Consider the following 23,568-nt stretch of genomic DNA (forward strand, 5'->3'; position numbering starts at 1 on the left):
GCGAGAGAGAATTTGTGCTGATTACCTGAAAAATAAGAGGAAATCACATGGCAAATAAAAGAGTTAGAGTTGCTGTTACTGGAGCAGCTGGACAAATTGGTTATGCATTATTGTTTCGGATCGCTTCTGGACAAATGTTTGGTGCAAACACTGAAGTAGAATTAAATTTACTTGAGCTTGAAGCAGCACTGCCTTCTCTAGAAGGGGTTGCGATGGAGCTGGATGATTGTGCCTTTCCTTTATTGAAGCGTGTGGTTTGTACCTCAGATCTGAATAAGGCAATGGACGGAGTGAATTGGGCATTGTTGGTTGGCTCTGTTCCTCGCAAACAAGGTATGGAGCGTTCTGACTTATTGCAAATTAATGGTGGTATATTCACCAAACAAGGTCGAGCAATTAATGACAATGCAAGCGATGATGTGCGTGTCTTTGTGGTAGGAAATCCATGCAATACAAACTGCTTGATCGCCATGAATAACGCGAAAGATATCCCAAATGATCGTTTTTATGCTATGACCAGTTTGGATGAATTAAGAGCGCGTAGCCAATTGGCTAAAAAAGCAGGTGTGGACATTACCGCAATCACTGAAATGACCATTTGGGGTAACCATTCTTCTACCCAATATCCTGATTTTTATAATGCGAAAATTAATGGAGTTTCTGCTGCTAAAGTGATTGATGAGTCTTGGTTAAAAGACACATTTGTTTCTACTGTACAACAACGTGGCGCTGCAGTAATTAAAGCGCGTGGCTCTTCTTCTGCTGCCTCAGCTGCCAATGCCGTGATTACTGGTGTTAATCGTTTAGTGACTGATACTCCCGCTGGAGAGTCATTCTCTATGTGCCGTAGTTCTCAAGGCGAATATGGAGTCGATGAAGGGTTAATCTTCTCTTTCCCATGCCGACGTGAAAACGGAGAATTGAAGGTAGTTGAAGGCTTAACCTTTAATGATTACGGTCGTGACATGTTCCACAAAACTTTAGATGAGTTAAAGCAAGAGCACGATACAGTTAAGGATTTAGGCTTGTTGGATTAAGGATCGGTTCTTTCTATTAGTAATGCGACAACTCCTTTCTCTCCAAAGGAGTTTTGCTGGAAAAATTAGAACGGTAATTATCAAATTTCATATAGGTCATTTCAGAGACCTATATGTCATTCCCGCGAAGGCGGGAATCTATTCAAAAAATTTGGTATATGCCTGATTTTTGCGATGAATTCCCGCCTTCGCGGGAATGACATACTTAATAAAATTTCTCTATGGATAAAAAAGTCGTAAGATTGTAGCCTGGGTGAAGGCGCATCCGTAACCAGGGTTCTAATCACTTCATGCCGTGGGTCAGTCTGGCTCAATGTTATATTTCAAACCATTCTAGGTTTATACTCCTCGCTTTCTACAACAGAAGGATGCTCTGGGCGATTTTTATATTCATCACTTTGATATATTTGGAACAATTCTGAGCTATCTAAAACTTCTTTAGCTTTGGAATTACGTAAAAGCGTAGAAATAGAGCGCCCATTAGATAATATTCTATTTAATCTATCCACGAGCTGTTCTACCTGGACTAAAGGATCAGGGTGTTCCGGCAGCATATCAGGCAAGTATTTGATTATTGCCTCAGCTATTTGCTCATCAGTTAAGTAAAAAATTAAGCGTGTACCGGAAATTTGGACGAATTTATCTTTGGATTCCATAATCAAATGTGCTAAAAATTCTGGCTCTTTTTGTAAATGGGTAATGAGTCTTTGACTAAACCCAAGTTCATCTCGGTGAGCAATTAATTTGGTATGTAAGCCCGATTCATTCTGAGCGTGAATTTTTTCGTACATCGCATCTAACCACGGGACAAACTCAACATCTGCTTGCGTGTCGTTAAATTGGAATCTTTGCGACTTTTTAGGATGATCAAGATACCTATCCCAGTTTATCGCTGGCATTTCATGTTGTGCAGCCAGAGAATCAATTGAACTTTTTATAGGGCCAAAATTAATACGCCACTTTTCCAAATGGTGTAATGTTGCGCCTAATGCTTTTACCAGCTCAACAAATGTTGCTTTTTCATCAGGCTGATAGCGTTCAATAGCATCCTTTAGTTGCTGGATTTCAGGATAAGTATATTTTCCGTTTCTCATCGGTATCAAATGAAACACGGATTTAACGGCTTCAATCAGAGTAGAAAAAGGGTCATCCATATTCATCCTCAGCAGGAGCAGGCCCTTCTATAAAGGTAGTTTATAAAAAAAGAAAATGCCAAGCTTTTTTACATATTGCCGGCAATAAAGGTTGTATTTGCAAAAAAAGATCTTAAAATCAACGATTTTTGGGTGCGGTGCAGCATTATTTGCGCTTTAATTTGACAACCTGCAAAACTGCGAAATACGCACGTTCCATGCGTCCTATCAGGTGATTGTTTAGATTAATTCTGATACAATAAGTCCTTTATTTTTTCTGAGGATGGTGGAGTATGCAGTCTTTAAAAATAAGCTGTATCATGATTATTGCCATAGTTTTATGGGCTTCAGCATACGTTGGAATACGCATTGGATTAGTTGGCTATTCGCCTGGAGCACTTGCTCTTTTACGCTTTACGGTCGCATCACTCTGTATGATGATCATCTACCACAGCCTGGGCATTAAAAAACGAGTACTATGGAAAGATCGTATTCAATTACTGCTTGCCGGCATGGCTGGTATAGGTATTTATAATATTTGTTTGAATTATGGTGAGTTGAGTGTCTCTGCGGGCATTGCCAGTTTTGTTATGGGTTTAATGCCGGCAATGACCATTCTCTTATCACTGGTTTTTTTACGAGAGAAACTGGCGCGAGGTGTTTGGTTTGGAATTATAATCAGCCTATTGGGGTTGGCTTTATTGACGATTGGTGAGAACACAGAACCCGGAGTTCAACAGGGAATCATGGCGATTTTGGTTTCTGCATTGATGGGCGCGATTTTAACGATTATCCAAAAGCGATTCGTGAGTGTTTATCATCCTGTTGCGATTATTGCCTGGGTGATGTGGGGGGGAACTTTATTGTTATCTATATTTCTACCTGACATGCTGCAGCAAATTAGAATGGCTGAGGTACAAACTACAGCAGCGGTTGTTTATATGGGTATTTTCCCGGCCACACTTGCTTATTTAGCATGGGGCTATGTATTGAAATATTTATCGGCCTCTAATGCGTCCATCTCTTTATATGCTCTTCCCATCGTATCCACATTAATGGGATTTCTTTTGTTAAATGAACAACCTTCATTACTTTCTCTTGTGGGATGCAGCGTCACTTTATTAGGTGCTTTTATTGCCAACCGCTTTCAAATGCGTCTTTCTTTTGCTCAACAACGGCAACTGTCGAATTAATAAGTAGCCTGGGTGAAGGCATAGTCCCTAATCCGGGTTCTGACCCAATCCATACGCTTCATAACCCCAGACAATAAGTTTCTTATTTATTCTCTGTGAAAAGATTCGAACAGGGTTTATACTTTTGATTTTGATGTTTATTTGTGAGAATACTCATGGAATTGAGAATTGATAATACTCCCTTTAAATCCTTATTTCAGCCTTTAGATTTAGGTTTTACTCAATTAAAAAATCGATTGTTGATGGGGTCTATGCATACTGGTCTCGAAGAAGATAAAGAGAGTTTAAATCGTTTAGCACAATTTTATCGAGAAAGAGCACTTGGAGGAGTCGGACTTATTGCAACAGGTGGTTTTGCCCCGGATCGTGCTGGGCGTTTAGCTCCGTTTGCTGCAAAATTAACTAACAGCAAAGAGCAGAGTCGACATGAATTAATTACTCATACGGTACATGAGGCAGGCGGCAAAATTGTTCTGCAAGCTTTGCATGCAGGTCGTTATGGTTTTCATCCATTTATTGTTGCTCCCAGTGGCATTAAATCGCCTATTAGTCCTTTTAAGCCCTGGGTAATGAGTCAATATCGCATAAAAAAAACCATCAAACATTTTGCTCGCTGTGCGCGTCTTGCGCAAATGGCTGGTTATGATGGAATTGAGATTATGGGTAGCGAAGGATATCTAATTAATCAATTTATTGTCACGCATACCAATCAGCGTCAGGATGAATGGGGTGGAAGTTATACAAATCGTATTCGTTTTCCAATTGAAGTAGTGCGGAGTGTACGAGAAGCGGTCGGTGAAAAGTTTATTATCATTTTTCGTTTATCAATGCTGGATTTGATTGCTGATGGCAGCAATTGGGAAGAAGTAGTGATTCTTGCTAAGGCGATTGAAGAAGCAGGTGCTACCTTGATTAATACCGGTATTGGTTGGCATGAAGCGCGCATCCCAACGATTGCTACTATGGTACCTGCTGCAGCATTTACACCTCTAACCCAGCATTTGAAGCCTGAATTAAAAATTCCAGTGATTACTTCAAATCGTATTAATACACCTGAATTGGCCAATCAATTAATCGAGTCCGGGGTAGCCGATATGGTTTCTATGGCCAGGCCTTTTTTAGCAGATCCCTTATTTGCTGAAAAAGCCAAAATAGGCGAAAGCGAAGCGATTAATATATGTATTGCCTGTAATCAGGCATGCCTTGATCGGGTTTTTGTAAACAAAACGGCTTCCTGTTTGGTGAATCCACGTGCATGTAATGAAACGGAACTGATTTATGAGGTCACTGCACAACCCAAATCCATTGCGGTAGTGGGTTCTGGACCTGCCGGACTTGCTTTTGCAACGGTAGCTGCGGAGCGTGGGCATAAAGTCACCTTATTTGAAAAAAGCAATCAAATCGGTGGACAATTTAATCTGGCAAAAAAGATTCCAGGTAAAGAAATTTTTCAACAAACTTTGGATTATTTTAATTATCAATTGGAAAAATTTAAGGTAACTATTCTGCTAAATACCGAAGCAACGGCTGAGCTATTGCAAGAGTTTGATGAGGTTGTTTTAGCCAGTGGAATTAAACCAAGAGTTCCCGAGATCAAGGGCATTGACCATCCTAAAGTGGTGAGTTATATCGATGTGATTACTGGTAAGAAAGAAGTAGGTCAACGGGTGGCTATTATTGGTGCAGGCGGAATTGGCTTTGATGTGGCTGAATTTTTAACTCATGAGCATCCAGTTCCAAAGGATCAGTTTTATAACGAGTGGGGTATTGATATTCATGGAGAATACCGTGGTGGCATTAAACCTCCCCAAGTAACTCCCAGCCCACGTGAAGTTTATTTGTTGCAACGTAAAAAGGAAAAAATGGGCCAACGCCTGGGTAAAACAACAGGTTGGATTCATCGTTTAAGCCTGAAACATAAGCAGGTCAAAATGATTTCTGGTGTACACTATGATGCGATTGATGATGAAGGCTTGCATATGAACATCAATGAAAAATCACAGATTCTACCAGTGGATACAGTGGTTATATGTGCTGGACAAATCGAATTTGCTGAATTGTATACCCCTCTGAAAGAAGCAGGAAAACTTGTGCATTTAGTGGGTGGAGCATATAAAGCCCTGGAGTTGGATGCCCGTCATGCAATTGATCAGGCCTGTCGTTTAGCGGCATTGATTTAATCTGACTTTCCCTGGGTGACGAGTAGTCGTAACCCAGGTTTTTTAGTTAATTCGTATTTATTCTGGCTTAATTTATCGCACGTGGACTATAATAATTGCACACCAATTGATATAGAGTTTACCCTAATCAATTCATAAATATAGTGCATTATTTTGTTTATTTTGTTATTATACTGTTCAATTTTTATATCACTTAGCCTTTTATAGGTTATGTTTTAATCTATCAGGATTTTTATGTCTCAAGAAATCAACAGCTTCGCGTCCTTTAATTTTTCAGATGCTTTAAACAAAGCACTAGAGGATATGAAGTTTACTACACCATCACCAATTCAAATTCAAACCATTCCTTTATTGCTGGAAGGTCGTGATGCGATTGCTCTGGCACAAACTGGAACAGGGAAAACTGCAGCTTTTGCTTTGCCTATATTGCAAAATTTATCTACTAATGTCCAAGGTACTCAAGCCTTAATTTTGGCTCCAACCCGCGAATTAGCAATACAAGTTGCTGAGCAGTTTGAACTATTAAGTGCGAAGCAACGTGGTACTACTGTTGCTGTTTTATGTGGCGGACAAGATTACGGGCGCCAATTAAAACAATTGAAAGCAGGGGCTCAGGTAGTGGTTGGAACTCCAGGCCGTATTTTGGATCATATCGATAGACGTACTTTGCAATTAGATAATTTGCGTACGTTTATTCTTGATGAAGCCGACGAGATGTTGCGAATGGGCTTTATTGAAGATATTGAAACCATCATGGCAAAACTGCCTGAAGAAAAACAAATAGGCCTTTTTTCAGCAACCATGCCTCATCGTATACGCCAAATTGCCAATACTTATTTGCAGAATCCGGCTTCCATCGAAATACGTGCTGAAACGGCTACGGTTAAAAGTATTGAACAACGCTTTTTATTTGCTTCAGGACATCAAAAACCTGATGCATTATTGCGTGTGCTGGCTGTAGAAGAATATCAAGGTGTTATCGTATTTGTTCGTACTAAAAGCAGCACTGAAGAAGTTGCCGAACTGTTACAACAACAAGGATTGCGGGCGATGGCCATTCATGGCGACATTACCCAGGCACTACGTGAACGCATTATTGCACAATTTAGACAAGGGGCAATTGATATTCTGGTAGCAACAGATGTGGCTGCCCGCGGTTTGGATGTGGAGCGTGTAACGCATGTAATTAACTATGACTTACCTCATGATAATGAAACTTATGTGCATCGCATTGGTAGAACCGGTAGAGCTGGTCGTTCTGGAGTCGCTATTTTATTCGTAACACCTAAGGAATCACGTTTAATTACGAGTATTGAGCGACATACCCGTCAACGTATTACCAAAGTAGCTGTTCCCAATGATCATATGATTCAAGTTGCGCGGCAGGAACGGTTTATGGCAAACATCACTGCACGTTTAGAGCATGAAAACTTACCTTCATACAAACGCATCATTGAAGAGTATATTAAAGAAAATGACGTTTCCGCTGTTGATGTTGCTGCAACATTGGCTTTATTACTACACAAAGACCTTCCTTGGCAAAAAGAGCAAGCATTACCTAAAGCATCAAGACCTGCTAAAGAGGGACGTGTTGAGCGTGGTGGCAAATTTGAACGCTCTCGAGCCGATGAGCGAAGAGGCGGTTCTAGTGACAAGAAAGGTTTCCGAGACGGTCGTGACAATCGTAAAAAATTTAGTGACGAATTTGTAGAACAAGATTTATTCCGCATTGATGTGGGTAAAGTTCATGGAGTAAAACCAGGGAATATTGTAGGTGCGATTGCCAACGAAGCTGGTTTACAAAGTAAACATATCACTGGTCTGAAAATTCATGACGATCATTCAACAGTACGCTTACCTAAAGGAATGCCTAAAGAAGTCATGAGTGATTTAACCAAGGCATGGGTTTGTGGACGTCAGTTGAAACTAACCTTGATTGGTAGCGCTCAATAAAGTCGTAACCGAGAGCGCTAAAACTAATTCTTACCCGAGGTTCCGCTTGCTGCATCCGGCTATAGGTATGGAATCCTCGAGTGTAGCCTGGGTGAAGGCGACGCCGTAACCCGGGGTTCTGCTCTATACCTGATAACATTCACATATGCTACAGGCTTCCATGTTTTGGCTAATAAGGCTGTTTCAACATTTCGCTCAGCGAGCCTATTTCCCTTAACTAGCTCTTACAAATTACGTATTATATTTGTGGTAAGGAAACAATAGTGAACCAAAAATTTTCGATAGATTGCACTACATCACTAAACTTATCTAAATCAAGAGGCTTAGTAATGTAACAATTGACGTAGGTATCGTACGCTTGAAGAATATCACGTTCTTCCGTAGAAACAGTTAAAATAACGACTGGAATTTTTTTCAATGAATCATCAGATTTGATTTCTTTTAATACCTCGCGTCCATCTTTTTTGGGGAGATTTAAATCAAGTATAATCAGATCTGGACGTTTCGAATTCTCGAATCCATTGCGATGAAAAAGATAATCCATAGCTTGCTCACCGTCTGTTGCAATGGATAGGTTTAATTTGAGCTTGCATTCTTTTAAAGCTTCTTGTGTCAATCGAATATCTGCGAGGCTATCTTCCACTAATAAAATATTTGTTGTCCTAAGATTAGTCATTAGTTTGTCCATTCCTTTCTCCCTGATGCATGTATGTGAAGCAAAACTTAGAGCCTTTGCCTAATTCTGACTCAACCCAAATAGTGCCTCCTTGTTGCTCGACAATTTTCTTACACACAGCTAATCCAATCCCTGTTCCAGGGTATTGATCTCGAGTATGTAACCGTTTAAAGATTTCAAAGATCCGTTCTTGATATTCAGGTGCAATTCCTATGCCATTGTCCGCCACGCAAAAAGTGACAAGCTCACCCTTTTTTTTACCCGTGATTTTAATTACAGGATTTTCTTTGCAAAATTTGATGGAATTGCAAATAAGATTTTGAAATAATTGGCGTAACTGCCCTTGATCTGCCCACACCATTGGTAATTTGTCGTATTGAATAATAACCTTTTTTTCACTAATTGCTTCTTTTAAAGAAGCGGAGATGTCATCTAATAAAAGATTAGGATCCACCTGTTGCGTCGGCTTGGTTTGTGTTCTAACTCTAGAATAAGCCAATAAATCAGTGATTAATTGTTGCATTCGTTTACTTCCGTCAACAATATAATTAATAAAATCAGTTGCATCATCATCCAATTTATCTTTATAGCGTTTTTCTAATAACTTGGTGTAATTTGAAATCACTCGGAGTGGTTCTTGTAAATCATGTGAGGCGATATAAGCAAATTGTTCTAGATCTTTATTTGATCTTTGCAACTCATCCAAAGTTTTTTGTAACTGTTCATTGACTTTTATTTTTTCACTTATGTTCTTATCTAACTCATCTTCAATTATTTTTTTATCTGTAACATCACGTATGATCTTTCCAAAACCGACCAAGTTTTGAAGACTATCGTACATAGGTCTAACGATGATATTGGCCCAAAAAGGTTGGCCATTTTTGCGTACACACAATTCATTTTTTTCACTAAGACCTTTTTCTGCTGCTTCTTTTAATTCTTGTTCCTGGTCTTCTATAAGTTTGTCTTTAGGGAAAAGCAGAGTAAAATGTTTACCAAGTACTTCTTTCTCGGTATATCCCGTTATACGCTCAGCTCCTAAGTTCCAACTAGTGACTTCACCAGCTGGATTAAGAATGAGAAAACCATAATCTTTAGAACTATTCATAAATATGCGAATTCGTTCTTCTATTAGTATTTTTTCATTGATAATTTTATTTAACAAATAGAAACATAAAATAATTAATCCAATAGCACCGATGTTACATAATAGTGCTAAAGATAAGGTCCTTGATTCTACGATGAAAGCGTTTCCACTACGGATATCCAGCAGCTTTTGTTCTTCATTTATGATTTGTACACTGGTTTGGTTCAGTTGATCAGACATCCATTTGAAATTATCTGCGGCAATATATGTTAAACCTGCTTTCATCCCGTTTTTTTGACGTACTTGAATGGATGCATCCAAAAGTTTGAGGTATTCAGCAAATAATCGTGAAAAATCATTTATTCTGTTTTGTTGGATTGGGTTGTCTCGGGTTAGATTAGTAAATATTTTAATATTTAGAACAATCTGACCAATTAACGCTTTATAATCAATAAGATAATTTGCTTTGCCAAAAATAATATAATTACTGTGTATTTTTTCCAGAGTATTTACGCTGGTAATTATTCGTTCAGCAGTTTCTATGGTTTTATGAGTGTGAAAAACCTGATCATTTTCATCAATGAGTCGATAAAGTTGAAAGTATATAATGAAACTAATGATGATAATAAATACAACACTAAAAACAGAAAAAATCCTTATAAAAACTTGAGATGAAGGGACTTTCATCGCATGTCCTTTTTTAATTTACTACTGCTAGTATAGCATGTAAGAAAACGATTATTTTTAACTTCCCGAGGACTTAATTTGTAAATTACTATGAAGAAATAAGTCATAATAATCTGCATCATTAATGTCCTTAAAATGGGTTGGTTTGCCAAAAAAACCTGTCATTTTATGATATATACTTAAGAAGAGTTTCAAAAAACTTAAGAGATCTATCTAAAATCTCAAATGAAATTATGAAAAATAATTTATCCATTTTATTAGTTGAAGATAGTGCAGGCGATGCTCGATTAATAAAGGAATTATTAATCGATGGAGGGCATCTTGAGCCTAATTTTATCTTAACTCAGACCTTAGAAGAAGCGATAAATTTATATAAAGAAAATAATAATAAAATTGATTTGATTCTTCTTGACCTAGGTCTTCCAGATTCTCAAGGTTTAGACACCTTTCAAAAAATGCAAAATGTCGTAGTTGATACACCTATCATTGTCTTAACCGATTTGCTAGATGGAAATGTGGCCATTAATTGCTTAAAAGAAGGTGCTCAGGATTACATTAATAAGGAACATTATGATGGTGTCTCCCTTTTTCGCGCAATTACTTCTGCTATTGAACGTAATCAAACTGAAAGAAGCCTGCTTGAGTATGCTTTAGTCTTAAAATCTTCTAACGATGCAATCTATAGTAAGGATTTAAATGGCATAGTTAACTTATGGAATAAAGGTGCTGAGCGATTATTTGGGTATAAAGCAGAAGAAATAATAGGACAGCACGTCTCCATTTTGCTACCACCTGACATAAAAGAAGATGGTATGAATTTGATTCATATCATAAAAGAAGATAGAGAGATTTTAGATTATGAAATGTATGTTCTCACTAAAGATGGGCGACGTTTAAATGTACTTATTAATGCCGCACCTATCAAAAATAAATTAGGCAAAATTATTGGTATCTCTGTTATTGCTCATGACATCACGTATATAAAACAAAATGAGCTCATTCTGGCTATTGAGTATCGCATTGCAATGGCATTATCTGAATCACCTGATATCAATTCTGCAGGACACAATATTTTAAAAATAATTTGTGAAATTCAGAATTGGCAAATTGGAGAAATATGGGCAGTCGATCAAAAACAGGATGCATTACAGCATCTCAGTATTTGGCATAGCTTTAAGATGAGTTCCCTCTTTGATAAAAACGGAAGAAATATCATTTTCCAATATGGGGAAGATCTCGCTGACTATGTATGGCAAGGAAAACGTCCGATATTCATAAATGACTTAGAGCAGTTTGAAAAGAAATCTAAATTTTCAACGCTCTTTCCAAGAGATTTATGTTGTTGCTTTGGACTTCCCATTTCGTTTAGGGGGGAAGTTCTTGGCATTATATTATTATTTGGATATAGAGGGATCAATATTGATCGAAAGCTTTTCAATATGTTTGATAATGTCAGTGCGCAAATTGGGGGATTTATCAAACGTAAGAATCTAGAAAGAAATTTATTATATCTATCCGAGCATGACATGCTCACTGGTTTATCTAACCGTAAGCATTTTTCAAACTGCTTGAATAATGAGGTGGCTCGATGCAGAACGGAAAAATTATATTTTGCTATTTTATTTATCGATCTCGATTTTTTTAAAAAAATAAACGACAGTTTTGGTCACGAAACAGGTGATATGTTATTAAAAGAGGTTGCCAGAAGACTCAGCAACACTGTTCGTAAAACAGATATAGTCGCCAGGTTTGGTGGTGATGAATTTATTATATTATTGACAAATTTGAGTCGGATTGACATCGACATCATTACAAGCATTGCCGTTAAGATTTTAAATTTAATTTCGAAACCATTTCGCATTGAGAGCTATGAATTTTTTATCACTGCGAGTATTGGCATTAGTATTTATGCGAAAGATAGCAAGAATCCTGCTGTTTTACTAAGAAAAGCAGATCAAGCAATGTATTTTGCTAAAAACTCTGGCAGGAATAATTTTAAATTTTCCTATGGGATGAGATCAGAGCTCACTAGGAAAAAATATATTTTAGAAAATGAATTACATCATGCTATAGAAAAAAATGAGATGATTTTACACTATCAACCCATTATCGATACATCAAGTTCTCATACAATAGGAGTTGAAGCGCTTATTCGTTGGCAACATTCGAGTGGGGTAATGATATCTCCTGCTGATTTTATTCCCCTTGCCATAGAATCGAATTATATTATCGAGCTTGGTAAATGGATTCTCAAAACTGCGTGTTCTGAGTTTGTCAATTTGCACGCAAAATATCTTAAAAGCATCTCCGTTAATATTGCTTCACCTCAACTAGATAAAAGCTTTGTTCAAACTGTAAAAGAAATTATTCATGAAACTAATATTCAGCCAAACCAATTAGTGTTGGAGTTGACTGAACAGGTTTTTATTTCTAACACTGAAGCGAACATCAATATTGTGCGTGAATTAAAAAAGCTGGGGGTCAAAATTGCCATAGATGATTTTGGCACGGGTTATTCTTCATTTGCTTATATAAAATCGTTCAATATTGATATTATCAAAATCGATCAATCTTTTATTAAAGATTTGCCCTCAGATCCTAATTCGATTGCTATAGTCAATGCAATTGTTGCCATGGCAAAGGCAATGCATATTAGAGTTATTGCTGAAGGTGTTGAGATAAAAGAGCATTATCAGTTCCTAACACAGCATGGTTGTCATTACGTTCAGGGTTTTTATATAAGCAAACCCTTACCAATAGAAGAATTATCTAACTTTTTAATTAAAAAAATCAATTTTTGAAGTAAAACATTATCGTTCAATACGTACTACCCGCATTCTTTCAGTTAGGCTTTATATGCTAATAAAGCTGCTGTGGTCGCGGCGGCAGCAATAACGACTAAGCCTGCGGTGACAGGTGTAAAAAAAGTATAAGGATTCTCCGTTCGTTCTATTTTATTTTTGAGATCTGTTTTAATTCGTACAATCTTTTCTTTTACTGAGTCAATCCTGTTATTGGGGTTGGTATTTTCAGTTAAGAGGGGGAGATACTGTTGCTGGAATACTGTATTGGCAGCACTTATTTCTTGAGCCCTCTCATCGCTTTCTGAGTAAAACGATAATGAGCTGCGGGCAATTGCTTCAAAAACAGTGGCACTAAAGCGTAATTTATCGTGTTCATTCCATAATGATGCGTCAGTTATTTTGGTATTCAGTTGGTAACGAGAAGTAGGTACTTTATTTTCGAGGTAATGATGAATTGCTTCTTTTAACTCTCCCTCATCAGAAAATATTTGTTCCATACAATCAAGACATTTAAGGATGAAATTGTGTTCAAAAGTCATTTATGAAGCTTCCCTGGCAAAAAATACTAATATAAATATCTTTTGATTAGGGAGCAATGGAAAACCTTCAAGATAGTCTTCTTGTCCATGAAATAAGCATATTTATGATTTAAATAGTTGTTTTTAGAGCAGTTGAATTTATTTAACTTATTGATAAATATATTAAAATAGTGAAAAGTGGGTTTATGCAAAAAAATTGCTTATAAATGATCTTTCATACTATAATGCGGGTGGCTTTTTGTTTTTAAAATAACCAGATACACTCTTCAAAATTCAGTGCAGTAGCCATTTGTAGTAAGATGTCACTGCTTTATTTAGGATTAGACTTAAGGGTATTCATGAAACTGTTAGCAACTATAGGGGCTTTTTTATTTTCCGGGATTATTTGGGCTACACCTCTTCATAATATAGTTGTATTTGGTGATAGTTTATCTGATAACGGTAATTTATATAAATTTATGAAGTATCAATTACCACCATCTCCACCTTATTTCGAAGGTCGTTTTTCTAACGGACCTGTTTGGATCGAATATGTAATTGCTTCTTACTTTCCTGAAAATCCTGCTGGACATTTATTGGATTATGCTTATGGTGGTGCTGGTGTGTCCGAGGAAGAAGGAGCTGATGATGTCTTGTTTACTTTAAGAAGAGAAGTGAATAACTATTTGGCAGAACATAATGATAAAGCGAGTGAAGACAGTCTTTTCGTGATATGGATAGGCTCAAATAACTACCTCGCCTTTCCATCTGAAACGGAACAAACATTGCACGATGTGCATACAGGAATTGTACGCAGTATTAATCGATTAGTAGAAAAAGGTGCGAAACATATTTTAGTGGTTAATTTGCCTGATTTAGGGCGAACTCCTGCTGCAATTGAATTTGGTTCAATTAACGAAATGACTTATTACGCTCAAGAGCATAATAATTTATTAAGTAAGTCCGTTGATGACTTCAAACAAAAATACCCAGAGGTAGAGTGGTTATATTATGATTTGCATCAAGCTTTTGATGAAGTCATGATGCATCCACAAGATTATGGATTCACCAATATAACTGGCACTTGTGTTAATTCTGTAGTGGACGATATCACTAAAAAATCGGTCTTAAAAATGGTGGCATCCGTCAAACCTAAAATAGCACCAGATGCATGTAACGGTTACTTGTTTTTTGATTTAGTCCATCCAACTGCATTGGCACATCAAATTCTTGGAGATAAAGCCAAAATAATGTTGGATCAAGCGGGTATAGAATTAACTGATTAGATAAAGCGCTAACCTTCAATGTAGTCTGGCTCAGGGTTCTGCTACGTTGCATCAGACTACATATCCGTTTTAATTGAGCCAGGATCATTTTATTAGGATAATATGAAATATATTACAAGGATCGTTTTAATATTTTTTTTCTTATGTTCAGCTGCTTTGGCAGACAAATTAACCGTCAAGGTAGATGGTAAGAGTGTTGATTTACCTTATTGGCCCGCAAAAAACGAAAAATATGGCGCAGTGCTCCTGGTGAATGGAGGTGCACAGCCACAATCCACGCTCTTTTTAGATAACCTTGCAAATGAATTGGCTCAAAACGGATGGCAGGTTGTATTACTTAATAATAAAAGTAGTAATGCCGTTCCCTGGATCAAACAATTTCCAGAAGTGGTCACTACGTTGCGAAATCAAAAAATCATGCGTATTGTGGTCGTACATTATGGGGAACAATTGAAACAAACATTTGATTATCTGGAAAAACCTCCTGTACCTGAAATTGAAGGTTTAATCTTGCTATCGGCTTATGATCTTCCCCCATCTAAAAATAAGAAACCTAAATTAAATATGCCCGTCTTTGATATTGTTGCTCAATTTGATTATGATTTGACGAAGCAAGAAATGGCTGCAAGAAAAAAAGAATTTGGACCGGATAAAAATAATTATTTGGCTTTAGAGATACCGGGTGCCCACCATGACTATGAATACAGTAAGCAACTTCTCTTTTCCTTTATTCATGGCTGGATGGTAAAGCTGCCAAAGTTTCATCCTAAATCACCTCCAGTGATGTACTCTTATTTAGGACCGATCGCTCCTTTTTTGTAAGAGTGCACGCAGTATTCACTGAACGACTGTATTCGACACATTTTGCGCGAAAATAATATTTCGGAAGCCTCAAATACTGATGTTCTAACGGCAGAGCCGACGTTCAGTGACTTGTCTGCGAAAACTGTTACTTTTTTAAGATTGATTAAAGAAAATCAAGGATTTTACTGCGTACCCCACATGTGTAGGTTACCAGCCCTTACTGGTACAAATTAATTCATACGCTTTTACTATTTTTTGCGTTTTTTCATTTGCCATTTTAATCATTTCCTGGGGTAAGCCTTGGGCAATTAATTTGTCTGGATGATTACGGCTTAACAAGCGTCTATAGGCTTTTTTTACTTCTTGTTTGCTGGCATTCGGTGATACTTCCAAAAGGGCATAAGCATAATCCATGTTTGTTTTACTGGGTTGATAATTATATCTACTGTAGGATGAATACGAGTGAGATGATGAAGAGGATTGTTGTGATTGTTGCTTCGTATCATCTGGTGCTTCCGATGAATAACTGGTACCAAAATCCTCATAAAAACGATATTGTTTGTGAAGCGGTGCAAAATCGAGTTTGGAAAAAATCTTATCCAATATTTGGATTTTTTTAGCACCAAGCCCATCTGCTTGAGCAGCGCGATATTGAATATCGATAAACAAGCGTAACAAGTCCCGATTATCCTTACAGGCCTTCTTTAAATGTTCAAGCACTGCATCTAAGTTGAATTGGGCTTTTTTTCCATCATTAAATAAATGTTTTGCCAACGTTTTTTGTTCGCTACTCAAACGCATTTCGTCCATAAACTGACGTGCCATGTCCAGCTCTTGTTCGGAAACACGACCATCCGCTTTAGCTAAATGCCCCATAATGGAAAAGGTTGCTTCAAAAAAGACTTTTTGAATTACTTTACGCTTTTCGGTGTAATACAGCCAATGAGGATTAGAAAAATAATTATATAAACCCCGATCAAAGAAATTACCGACCAAAAGGCCAAAGATTGCCCCTGTAGGCCCGTCGATTAAATAGCCAAAAAATGCGCCAAGAATCTTCCCCCACCATGTTGATACGACAAAGAAGTCTCGAAGAGACATTACAAAGGATTCCTTATATTAGTACGTTAAAATTGATTTTATCGCTTTATACCACACTTTAAGTATATACTGTCGCTTTTTGGGTTTAGTTTTATATGCGATTTTTTTACTCTTTTTTGATGTATTTGCTAAGTCCTTTTCTGCTTATTCGTTTATGGTGGAAAGGGAGGAGCTTACCCTCATACAGGGAGCGTATATCCGAACGTTTCTTTCTCGGTAAGCATGATTATAAACCGTTTGATGTCTGGATTCATGCTGTATCTTTGGGGGAAGTAATTGCTGCTATTCCCTTGATCGATGCCATATTGGAAAAAAACTGGTCCATATTTGTCACTACTATGACTCCAACGGGTTCGGAGCGAGTACAAGCCCGCTTTGGTAATAAGGTGACTCATCAATACGTACCCTATGATCTTCCCTATGTACTCAAACGCTTTTTTAAACAAATTCAGCCTCGTGTTGGTGTGATTATGGAGACCGAATTATGGCCGAATTTAATTTATCAAGCTCGAGCAGCAAAAGTTCCGTTATTACTTGCGAATGCACGGATATCTGATGATTCCTTGAATGGATATAAAAAGATTAAATTTATAATTAAACCTATTTTGAATCAATTCTCTGCGATTTTGGCCCAAGGGGAAGAGGATGCACGCCGTTATATGACTCTAGGAGCCAGAAAAGAGATAGTCCATGTCTTAGGAAATATGAAATTTGATCTGCAAACCAATAAGATTGATAGTAAACGCTTTAGCGATTTAAAAAGTCATTGGGGAGCAGAGCGAGTGGCGGTGATTGCTGCAAGTACTCATGAGAATGAAGAGGCACAGATTTTGTCGCATTTAAAGCGATTACAGCAAGCCATGCCGGGAGTTGTTTTATTAATTGCACCTCGTCACCCTGAACGGTTTCAAGCCGTTTATCAATTATGCATGCAATCAGGGTTTAAAACGGGATTACGCTCTGATCTAAAAACCTTAAGCCCTGAAAATGAAATTGTTGTATTAGATAGTTTGGGGGAACTTTTAGGTTTGTATCAAATTAGTGACTATGCTTTTGTAGGCGGAAGTTTGGTTCCTGTAGGTGGGCATAATGTCTTAGAGCCTATTGCGATGGGTGTACCGGTATTAAGTGGAAGTCACATCCATAACTTTAAAGCCATTTGCAATGATTTACACGCGGCTCAGGGTATTTTGTTAGTGGATCAGGCCAATGATGTGATTGATGGAATTATTAAACTGCATACGGAGTCCGAGTTTCGTCAACACATGATTCAAAATGCCACTGCCGTTTTTGAAAAAAACAAAGGCTCAGTAGGGCGACATTTGCAGCAAATTGAAGCAGCTTATTTAGGTTGAATGAGGGTTTCCTGATTGTGGCCTTATATTAATGTAATGCCACCTGATTGGAGCTCCCTCACAGCGTCTTCCAATTCACCTTAAGTTTTCCTTGACAGCCACTGAGCCCTTCGTGCTGCGACTTGTTCGCAGCATCCAGGAATAAGCGAGCTTAGTGCCTCAATCCCTGGATCCCGCGGACAAGCCGCGGGACGTCGGTATTGTTATAGTCACGTAAAACTTAAGGGGAATTGGAAGCTCTGCGTTTCGGGATGACCTAACGATTTCCAGGATGACGTAACTATTTCTGATGAATGAATTCTGGTATTAATTAAGAAAAACGCGAACCCAAAGTGATTCATTATGAAGAGACCTCTTCTTTGCAGAAGAGGTGATCTATTTAATTAGGAGCCTTGATTTTGTTTTTCTTTAATCTCGGATAAGGTCTTACAATCAATACATAAAGTTGCTGTAGGTCTTGCTTCTAAACGTTTGAGGCCGATTTCAATACCACATGCTTCGCAGTAACCAAAATCTTCATTTCTCAAGCGCTCTAAGGCATCCTCAATCTTCTTAATCAATTTACGCTCACGATCACGAGTACGTAATTCGATGCTGAATTCTTCTTCCTGGCTGGCTCTATCTGAAGGATCTGGAAAATTAGCCGCTTCATCTTTCATGTGTGTCACTGTGCGGTCGACTTCTTCCATCAACGATTGACGCCAAGCTAGCAATATTTTTTCAATATGTGCTAACTGCTTTTCATTCATATATTCTTCACCAGGGGCTTCCTTATAGGGGGTGATTCCCATGCTACCTATCGCGTCGTTTTTCACGTTGTGTCGTCTCTCATTGGTTTTATCAATTAATTGCTCGGTCATTTTAGCCTCCGTTCCCATGTACAACTTTGGGGTTACAGAAAGCGGTTAGGTATACCAAAAAACGATTGTATCATCAATAAAATTATCGCCAACCCCCACTTACTCTGTCATTTCCCTGAATGTCTTGCCAACATTGTACGTTCTTATATTGTAATTCATTAAGTATAGTCTGTACTTTTAACTTTTGATCATACCCATGTTCAAGCAAAATTAGACCATCCGGTAAAAGGTAGTCATAACCTTGTTTAATAATACATTGTAGATCAGCTAAGCCTTCTTGACTACTCACTAAAGCATTTCTTGGTTCAAAACGCAAATCGCCTTGGTGTATATGGGGATCGTGTTCTGAAATATAAGGCGGATTTGCTACCAGTGCATGATATTTGCGTTGCGGAATATTACTAAACCAGTTGGATAAATAAAAACTTACATTGGTTATCTTATGGCTTTGTGCATTTTCTTTTGCAATATTTAAAGCTTCTGGACTGATATCCGCAGCAATGATGTGCCAATGAGGTCTCTCTTTAGCAAGGGCCAAGGCGATGGCTCCGCTGCCAGTACCCAAGTCTAGAACATAGGTATCGGGGCGATTGGGAATCAGCTCCAAGGCTAATTCCACTAGTCGTTCAGTTTCATGTCGGGGAATTAAGGTATGCTCATTAACTTTTAAATTTAGGGACCAGAATTCGCGTTCACCTATGAGATAGGCAATGGGAATTCCTTGGGATCTTTGAGCCATTAAATTTTGGAAGAGTTCCCATTGCTCTGCAGTAAGTAATTCTTCAGAATGTGCAAAGAGATAGGTCCTGGGTCTTTTCAAAGTGTGGCAAAGTAAAATCTCTGTTTCCAGATCCGGAGTTTTTCCCAGGGCCGTACGGATACTAATCATTTCGTCCCAGCTCTGCGAGTAATTCTGCATGGTACTCGCGTTTTAATGGTTCGATAACTAATGCTAAGTTTCCTTCCATAACGTCATTTAATTGATAGATCGTTAAGTTAATCCGATGATCTGTTAGTCGTCCTTGAGGGTAGTTATAAGTACGAATTCGTTCTGAACGATCACCTGTTCCTACCAGCGATTTCCGAGTTTGCGCTTGTTCTTTCTTTTGTTTGCTTTGTTCTGCATCCAGCAAACGTGTTTTAAGTAAAGACATTGCTTTGGCTCGGTTTTTATGTTGGGAGCGTTCATCCTGGCATTCCACTACTACACCTGTTGGGATATGCGTGATCCGTATGGCAGAGTCGGTTTTATTGACGTGCTGACCCCCAGCACCCGAAGAACGATAGGTGTCAATTCGCAAATCATCAGGATTAATTTGAATGTCATCAATTTCATCCACTTCAGGCATAATGGCTACAGTACACGCAGAGGTATGTACGCGACCTTGAGATTCGGTTTCAGGAACACGTTGTACACGATGAGCCCCAGATTCAAATTTAAGTTGCGAGTACACTGCATTACCACTAATACGCACGATAATTTCTTTATATCCCCCATGTTCTCCATGGCTGGCACTGATTAACTCTTGTTGCCAACCTTTGCCTTCTGCATATCGACTGTACATCCGATAAAGATCACCAGCAAAAATTGCGGCTTCATCACCGCCGGTTCCTGCTCGGACTTCGAGATAAATATTACGTTCATCATCTGGATCTTTGGGTATCAGGTGCCATTGCAATTGTTCGTCAAGCTCGTCTATTTGTTGTTGAGCTGCTCCTAACTCTTCCGAAGCCATTGAGGCCAGCTCCTCATCATCGCCTTCGAGCAATTCGTTCAATGAGGACAAATTATTTTTTGCTTCAACATAGGTTGCATAACATGTCGCTACCGGTTCTAGCTGGGCGTATTCTTTGGAAAGAGCTTTAAACTGATTCTGATCTGCTATAACGGATGCTTCAGATAATAAGCGACCTACTTCTTCGTATCGCTCGAGCATCTGTTGCAGTTTGAATTCAAGAGATTTCTTCATAGGATGACTGATGTGTTGTTGTATTAAAAAGATATTGTGCCAAAGTAAATAAATCTTCCCGACCGTCTTTAGCGATTTGCCTTAAACCTGCAGTAGGGCTGTGTGTGAGTTTATTAACCAAGCGTTCACTAAATTCATTTAAAACGACCTGCTGACATTGTCCTGCAGAAAGTTTTTTCAAAGCACGCTCTAACTCTTTTTGTGCCAAGTCTTGCATTTGACTGCGGTAATCACAAATGACTTTTTTGGCTTTAAGTGAGCGATGTTTGCGGATGTATTTCTTCAATTCTTCATCGATTAATTGTTCTGCATGTAACGCGGCATGGCGTCTTTCTTCCATACCTTTATCGATCATAAATTGCAAATCATCGATGTTATAAAGTTGTATTGGTCCTAATTCCTTGATGTTTTCTTCTACGTCGCGGGGAACAGATAAATCCAAAAAAAACATGGGTGCATGATTTCTTTGATTTAATGCCTCTTCGACCAAACTTTTATTAAGAAAGTGAATTGGACAATTTGTAGCAGAAACAATGACGTCAGCTTGAGGTAAATATTCAGCGATATCCGTGATAGGAATCGTTTTACCATTAAATGAGTTGGCTAGTTTTTCCGCATTTTCTAGTGTTCTACTTGCAACCATAAAACGTTCAACACCGTGTTGACGCAGGTATTTTGCAACTAAAGAAGCGGTTTCGCCTGAACCAATTAAAAAAACATTCAGCGATTTATAGTCTGTAAAAAGCTGGCCTATTAATTGTACTGCAGCATAGGCAATTGAAACGGGATTTGTACCGACACCACTTTGTGTTCGTACTCGCTTTGAAGCGCTAAAAACATATTCAAAAATTGGGCGTAGTTCCGTTTTTATGGCACCGAGATTGCACGCATGCTGGTAGGCTTGTTTCATTTGCCCAAGAATCTGGGGTTCACCAATCATCATAGAGTCTAAACCACTAGCAACACGTAAAAGATGCTTGATTCCTTGATGGCCTTTATGCACATAAAAAAATGGGGATAAGGAATCCAATGGTAATTGATGTTCTTTGGTAAGCCAATGTGCAATGACTTGCGGGTCTTGGGTATCGCAGTATATTTCTGTACGATTACAGGTCGATAAAATAGCGGCTTCATTCACTTCCGGCAATTTTAACAAGCTATCGAGCAAGGAATCTTGGGTAGCAGGAGATAAGGCGACTTTTTCACGCACGTTTATTGGAGCAGTTTTATGATTTAGCCCGCAAGCAACAAACACCATAGAATATAAATTATTGGAATATGAATTATTGAGTTAATCGTGGAATTGTAAACGATTAGTCAGTAAATTTGTAGGCCTGCTGTCTTATTTCTTTATTTTGATTTCTAGCGGCAACGATTCTATAACTTCAATGATGTGCAGTAGAACCGAGCTTAAGGCTTTACCGCAGACAATTAAAAAAACTAATTGTAAAATTAAAGTACATTCATATTTTGCCGCTAACAAGAATAGAGGGTTTTATACAAAAATCCCAAGTTACGGGGAGAGCATCATGGATATTATCCTGCAAGGCGAACATAGTGGCGAAGAAGCAGCAAAAAGTTTGGCACGTGTACTAGAATTATTTAAAGAACGATATCATATCGCTGGATTTCGTGAGATTCATTTAACGGTTACCTTAATTGATGAACAAGGTGATGATGTTGAATTAGTTGATAGTGAGTCGAATCAGGCGTATCGTATTTTTGAAGTTTATCGGCAAGGTTATGAACTCGATGGTAGAAAAGGAACTCCCGTATTGGAATTAATCGTTGATAACACGCGCCCTCGGTGAAGGAGTAGTTTATGGTTTTGGCAATAATCGCCATTATTCTTACATTAATTTTGGTTGTTGGAATACATGAGGGTGGGCATGCATTAGTAGCACGTATTTTTTCAGTAAGAATCAAAAAAATTTCTATAGGTTTTGGGAAGCCGTTATTGATTTGGCAAAGTCGAAGTGGTTGTGAATGGGTGTGGGCATTTTTTCCATTAGGAGGTTACGTCCAATTAGAAAATACACGTATCAGTCCCGTAGATCCAAAGCAACATTCCGTATGTTTTGATAAAAAACCGATTTGGCAGCGTATTCTTATTTTACTTGCAGGAGCAGTGGCAAATCTGATTACCGCATGGTTTGCTTTTGTTCTGGTGTATAGCATAGGCCTTACATACACTATGCCAGAAATCAAAGAAGTACTTCCCAACAGTACCGCAGCGAAAACAGGGATGCTTCCTGGTGATAAATTTAAATCGATTAACGGTTCTGCTACTCCGACTTGGAGCGATGTGGGGATGCGTTTGGTGACTCTATGGGGAAAGAACAATATTCCTGTTACGCTGATTCGGACTAATGGGCAAGAGTCAAATGCCATGCTTGACTTAAGCCATCAACAATTTCATGGGGCAAAAATATCTTTATTGACGCAATTGGGAATTAAACCGAATTTATCTGCGCCCAAAAACATATTGCGGGCTTCATCCCTCATGGATGCAATACATAAAACGAATGAATTCATGGGGAATATGGTTTATTTTTTTCTAATGATATTGAAACAATTACTTACGGGAGTAATCCCTTTTTCAGTATTGTTAGGACCTCTAGGTATTTTTGCAGCGTCAGTGGCTTCACTTACCCAAGGCGTGGTTGTTTTTCTATTTTTTATAGCTAGCTTAAGTTTGGCGGTGGCCGTGATTAACCTGTTCCCTATCCCAGGTTTGGATGGAGGCTCTATAGTGTATGCGCTCATTGAAAAAGTTCGCGGCAAAGCGGTCTCGGTACCTATGGAACTTTTATTGCATCGACTGTTCTTTATTATATTTTGTGTCTTATTGGTTCATTTATTAATGAATGATCTGCAGCGAGTCTAAATTTTAATAGTTAATTAGATGATTGATGCAGGGTTTG

General features: G+C 38.2%; 19 protein-coding genes. 10 read left to right on the forward strand and 9 right to left on the reverse strand.

Translation table 11 applies throughout. The features are described from left to right. The first annotated feature begins 47 nt into the window (after positions 1–47). On the forward strand, positions 48–1,037 hold the full coding sequence (locus ACWTEW_RS02600) for a malate dehydrogenase (protein WP_454780206.1): 990 nt from the start codon (positions 48–50) through the stop codon (positions 1,035–1,037). 323 nt (positions 1,038–1,360) lie between these two features. Here the strand turns inward: ACWTEW_RS02600 and ACWTEW_RS02605 are convergent, their stop codons facing one another. Beyond that, entirely contained in the window at positions 1,361–2,191 is an 831-nt protein-coding gene (locus tag ACWTEW_RS02605) for a hypothetical protein (RefSeq protein WP_454780207.1), read from the reverse strand. A 272-nt stretch (positions 2,192–2,463) separates the two neighbouring features. Between ACWTEW_RS02605 and ACWTEW_RS02610 the strand changes: the two genes are divergently transcribed. The 3 genes from ACWTEW_RS02610 (at position 2,464) to ACWTEW_RS02620 (ending at position 7,496) form a co-directional block, all read left to right on the forward strand. After that, on the forward strand, positions 2,464–3,363 hold the full coding sequence (locus tag ACWTEW_RS02610) for a DMT family transporter (RefSeq protein ID WP_454780208.1): 900 nt from the start codon (positions 2,464–2,466) through the stop codon (positions 3,361–3,363). Between the two features lie 155 nt (positions 3,364–3,518). Beyond that, complete coding sequence (locus ACWTEW_RS02615; protein WP_454780209.1) at positions 3,519–5,543, forward strand: oxidoreductase; 2,025 nt, start codon at positions 3,519–3,521, stop codon at positions 5,541–5,543. 234 nt (positions 5,544–5,777) lie between these two features. Next, the gene (locus ACWTEW_RS02620; protein WP_454780210.1) at positions 5,778–7,496 is read left to right on the forward strand and encodes a DEAD/DEAH box helicase; all 1,719 of its coding nucleotides are present in this window, start codon (positions 5,778–5,780) and stop codon (positions 7,494–7,496) included. 238 nt (positions 7,497–7,734) lie between these two features. Here ACWTEW_RS02620 and ACWTEW_RS02625 read toward each other — a convergent pair whose 3' ends face one another. Next, complete coding sequence (locus ACWTEW_RS02625; RefSeq protein ID WP_454780211.1) at positions 7,735–8,184, reverse strand: response regulator; 450 nt, start codon at positions 8,182–8,184, stop codon at positions 7,735–7,737. Further along, positions 8,165–9,946 (reverse strand): ATP-binding protein, encoded by a 1,782-nt coding sequence (locus ACWTEW_RS02630; RefSeq protein WP_454780212.1) that lies wholly within the window; start codon positions 9,944–9,946, stop codon positions 8,165–8,167. The genes ACWTEW_RS02625 and ACWTEW_RS02630 overlap by 20 nt, the downstream gene beginning before the upstream one ends. Positions 9,947–10,179: 233 nt before the next feature. Between ACWTEW_RS02630 and ACWTEW_RS02635 the strand changes: the two genes are divergently transcribed. Further along, positions 10,180–12,747, forward strand: a complete 2,568-nt coding sequence (locus tag ACWTEW_RS02635) for an EAL domain-containing protein (protein ID WP_454780213.1) — start codon at positions 10,180–10,182, stop codon at positions 12,745–12,747. A 44-nt stretch (positions 12,748–12,791) separates the two neighbouring features. Here the strand turns inward: ACWTEW_RS02635 and ACWTEW_RS02640 are convergent, their stop codons facing one another. Then, positions 12,792–13,289 (reverse strand): hypothetical protein, encoded by a 498-nt coding sequence (locus ACWTEW_RS02640; protein WP_454780214.1) that lies wholly within the window; start codon positions 13,287–13,289, stop codon positions 12,792–12,794. A 338-nt stretch (positions 13,290–13,627) separates the two neighbouring features. On the opposite strand from ACWTEW_RS02640, the gene plaA reads away from it, so the two are divergent. Both plaA and ACWTEW_RS02650 read left to right on the forward strand, forming a co-directional pair. Next, on the forward strand, positions 13,628–14,554 hold the full coding sequence (plaA, locus tag ACWTEW_RS02645; protein WP_454780215.1) for a GDSL family lysophospholipase PlaA: 927 nt from the start codon (positions 13,628–13,630) through the stop codon (positions 14,552–14,554). Between the two features lie 102 nt (positions 14,555–14,656). After that, positions 14,657–15,376 (forward strand): alpha/beta hydrolase, encoded by a 720-nt coding sequence (locus tag ACWTEW_RS02650; protein ID WP_454780216.1) that lies wholly within the window; start codon positions 14,657–14,659, stop codon positions 15,374–15,376. 189 nt (positions 15,377–15,565) lie between these two features. Here ACWTEW_RS02650 and djlA read toward each other — a convergent pair whose 3' ends face one another. Then, positions 15,566–16,459: a co-chaperone DjlA gene (gene djlA, locus ACWTEW_RS02655; protein ID WP_454780217.1), complete on the reverse strand. Its 894-nt coding sequence runs from the start codon at positions 16,457–16,459 to the stop codon at positions 15,566–15,568. 95 nt (positions 16,460–16,554) lie between these two features. On the opposite strand from djlA, the gene waaA reads away from it, so the two are divergent. Then, entirely contained in the window at positions 16,555–17,814 is a 1,260-nt protein-coding gene (gene waaA / locus ACWTEW_RS02660) for a lipid IV(A) 3-deoxy-D-manno-octulosonic acid transferase (protein WP_454780218.1), read from the forward strand. 383 nt (positions 17,815–18,197) lie between these two features. Here the strand turns inward: waaA and dksA are convergent, their stop codons facing one another. The 4 genes from dksA to hemA all read right to left on the reverse strand — a co-directional run bounded on the left by dksA (position 18,198) and on the right by hemA (position 21,902). Continuing rightward, positions 18,198–18,674 carry an RNA polymerase-binding protein DksA gene (gene dksA, locus ACWTEW_RS02665; protein WP_031562609.1) on the reverse strand — a complete coding sequence of 159 codons (477 nt, stop codon included), beginning with the start codon at positions 18,672–18,674 and terminating at the stop codon, positions 18,198–18,200. A gap of 82 nt (positions 18,675–18,756) precedes the next feature. Next, entirely contained in the window at positions 18,757–19,563 is an 807-nt protein-coding gene (prmC, locus tag ACWTEW_RS02670; RefSeq protein WP_454780219.1) for a peptide chain release factor N(5)-glutamine methyltransferase, read from the reverse strand. Next, a complete protein-coding gene (gene prfA, locus ACWTEW_RS02675) occupies positions 19,556–20,644 on the reverse strand; it encodes a peptide chain release factor 1 (protein ID WP_454780220.1) in 1,089 nt (362 codons plus the stop codon). Before prfA ends, prmC begins: the two co-directional genes overlap by 8 nt. After that, positions 20,628–21,902, reverse strand: a complete 1,275-nt coding sequence (hemA, locus tag ACWTEW_RS02680) for a glutamyl-tRNA reductase (protein WP_454780221.1) — start codon at positions 21,900–21,902, stop codon at positions 20,628–20,630. Before hemA ends, prfA begins: the two co-directional genes overlap by 17 nt. A 271-nt stretch (positions 21,903–22,173) precedes the next feature. On the opposite strand from hemA, the gene ACWTEW_RS02685 reads away from it, so the two are divergent. Next, positions 22,174–22,455 (forward strand): hypothetical protein, encoded by a 282-nt coding sequence (locus tag ACWTEW_RS02685; RefSeq protein WP_454780222.1) that lies wholly within the window; start codon positions 22,174–22,176, stop codon positions 22,453–22,455. Positions 22,456–22,466: 11 nt separating this feature from the next. Continuing rightward, positions 22,467–23,531, forward strand: coding sequence for a M50 family metallopeptidase (locus tag ACWTEW_RS02690; protein WP_454780223.1), 1,065 nt, complete (start codon positions 22,467–22,469; stop codon positions 23,529–23,531). The last annotated feature ends 37 nt before the right edge of the window (positions 23,532–23,568 follow it).

The sequence above is a fragment of the Legionella stuttgartensis genome, from assembly GCF_977063405.2.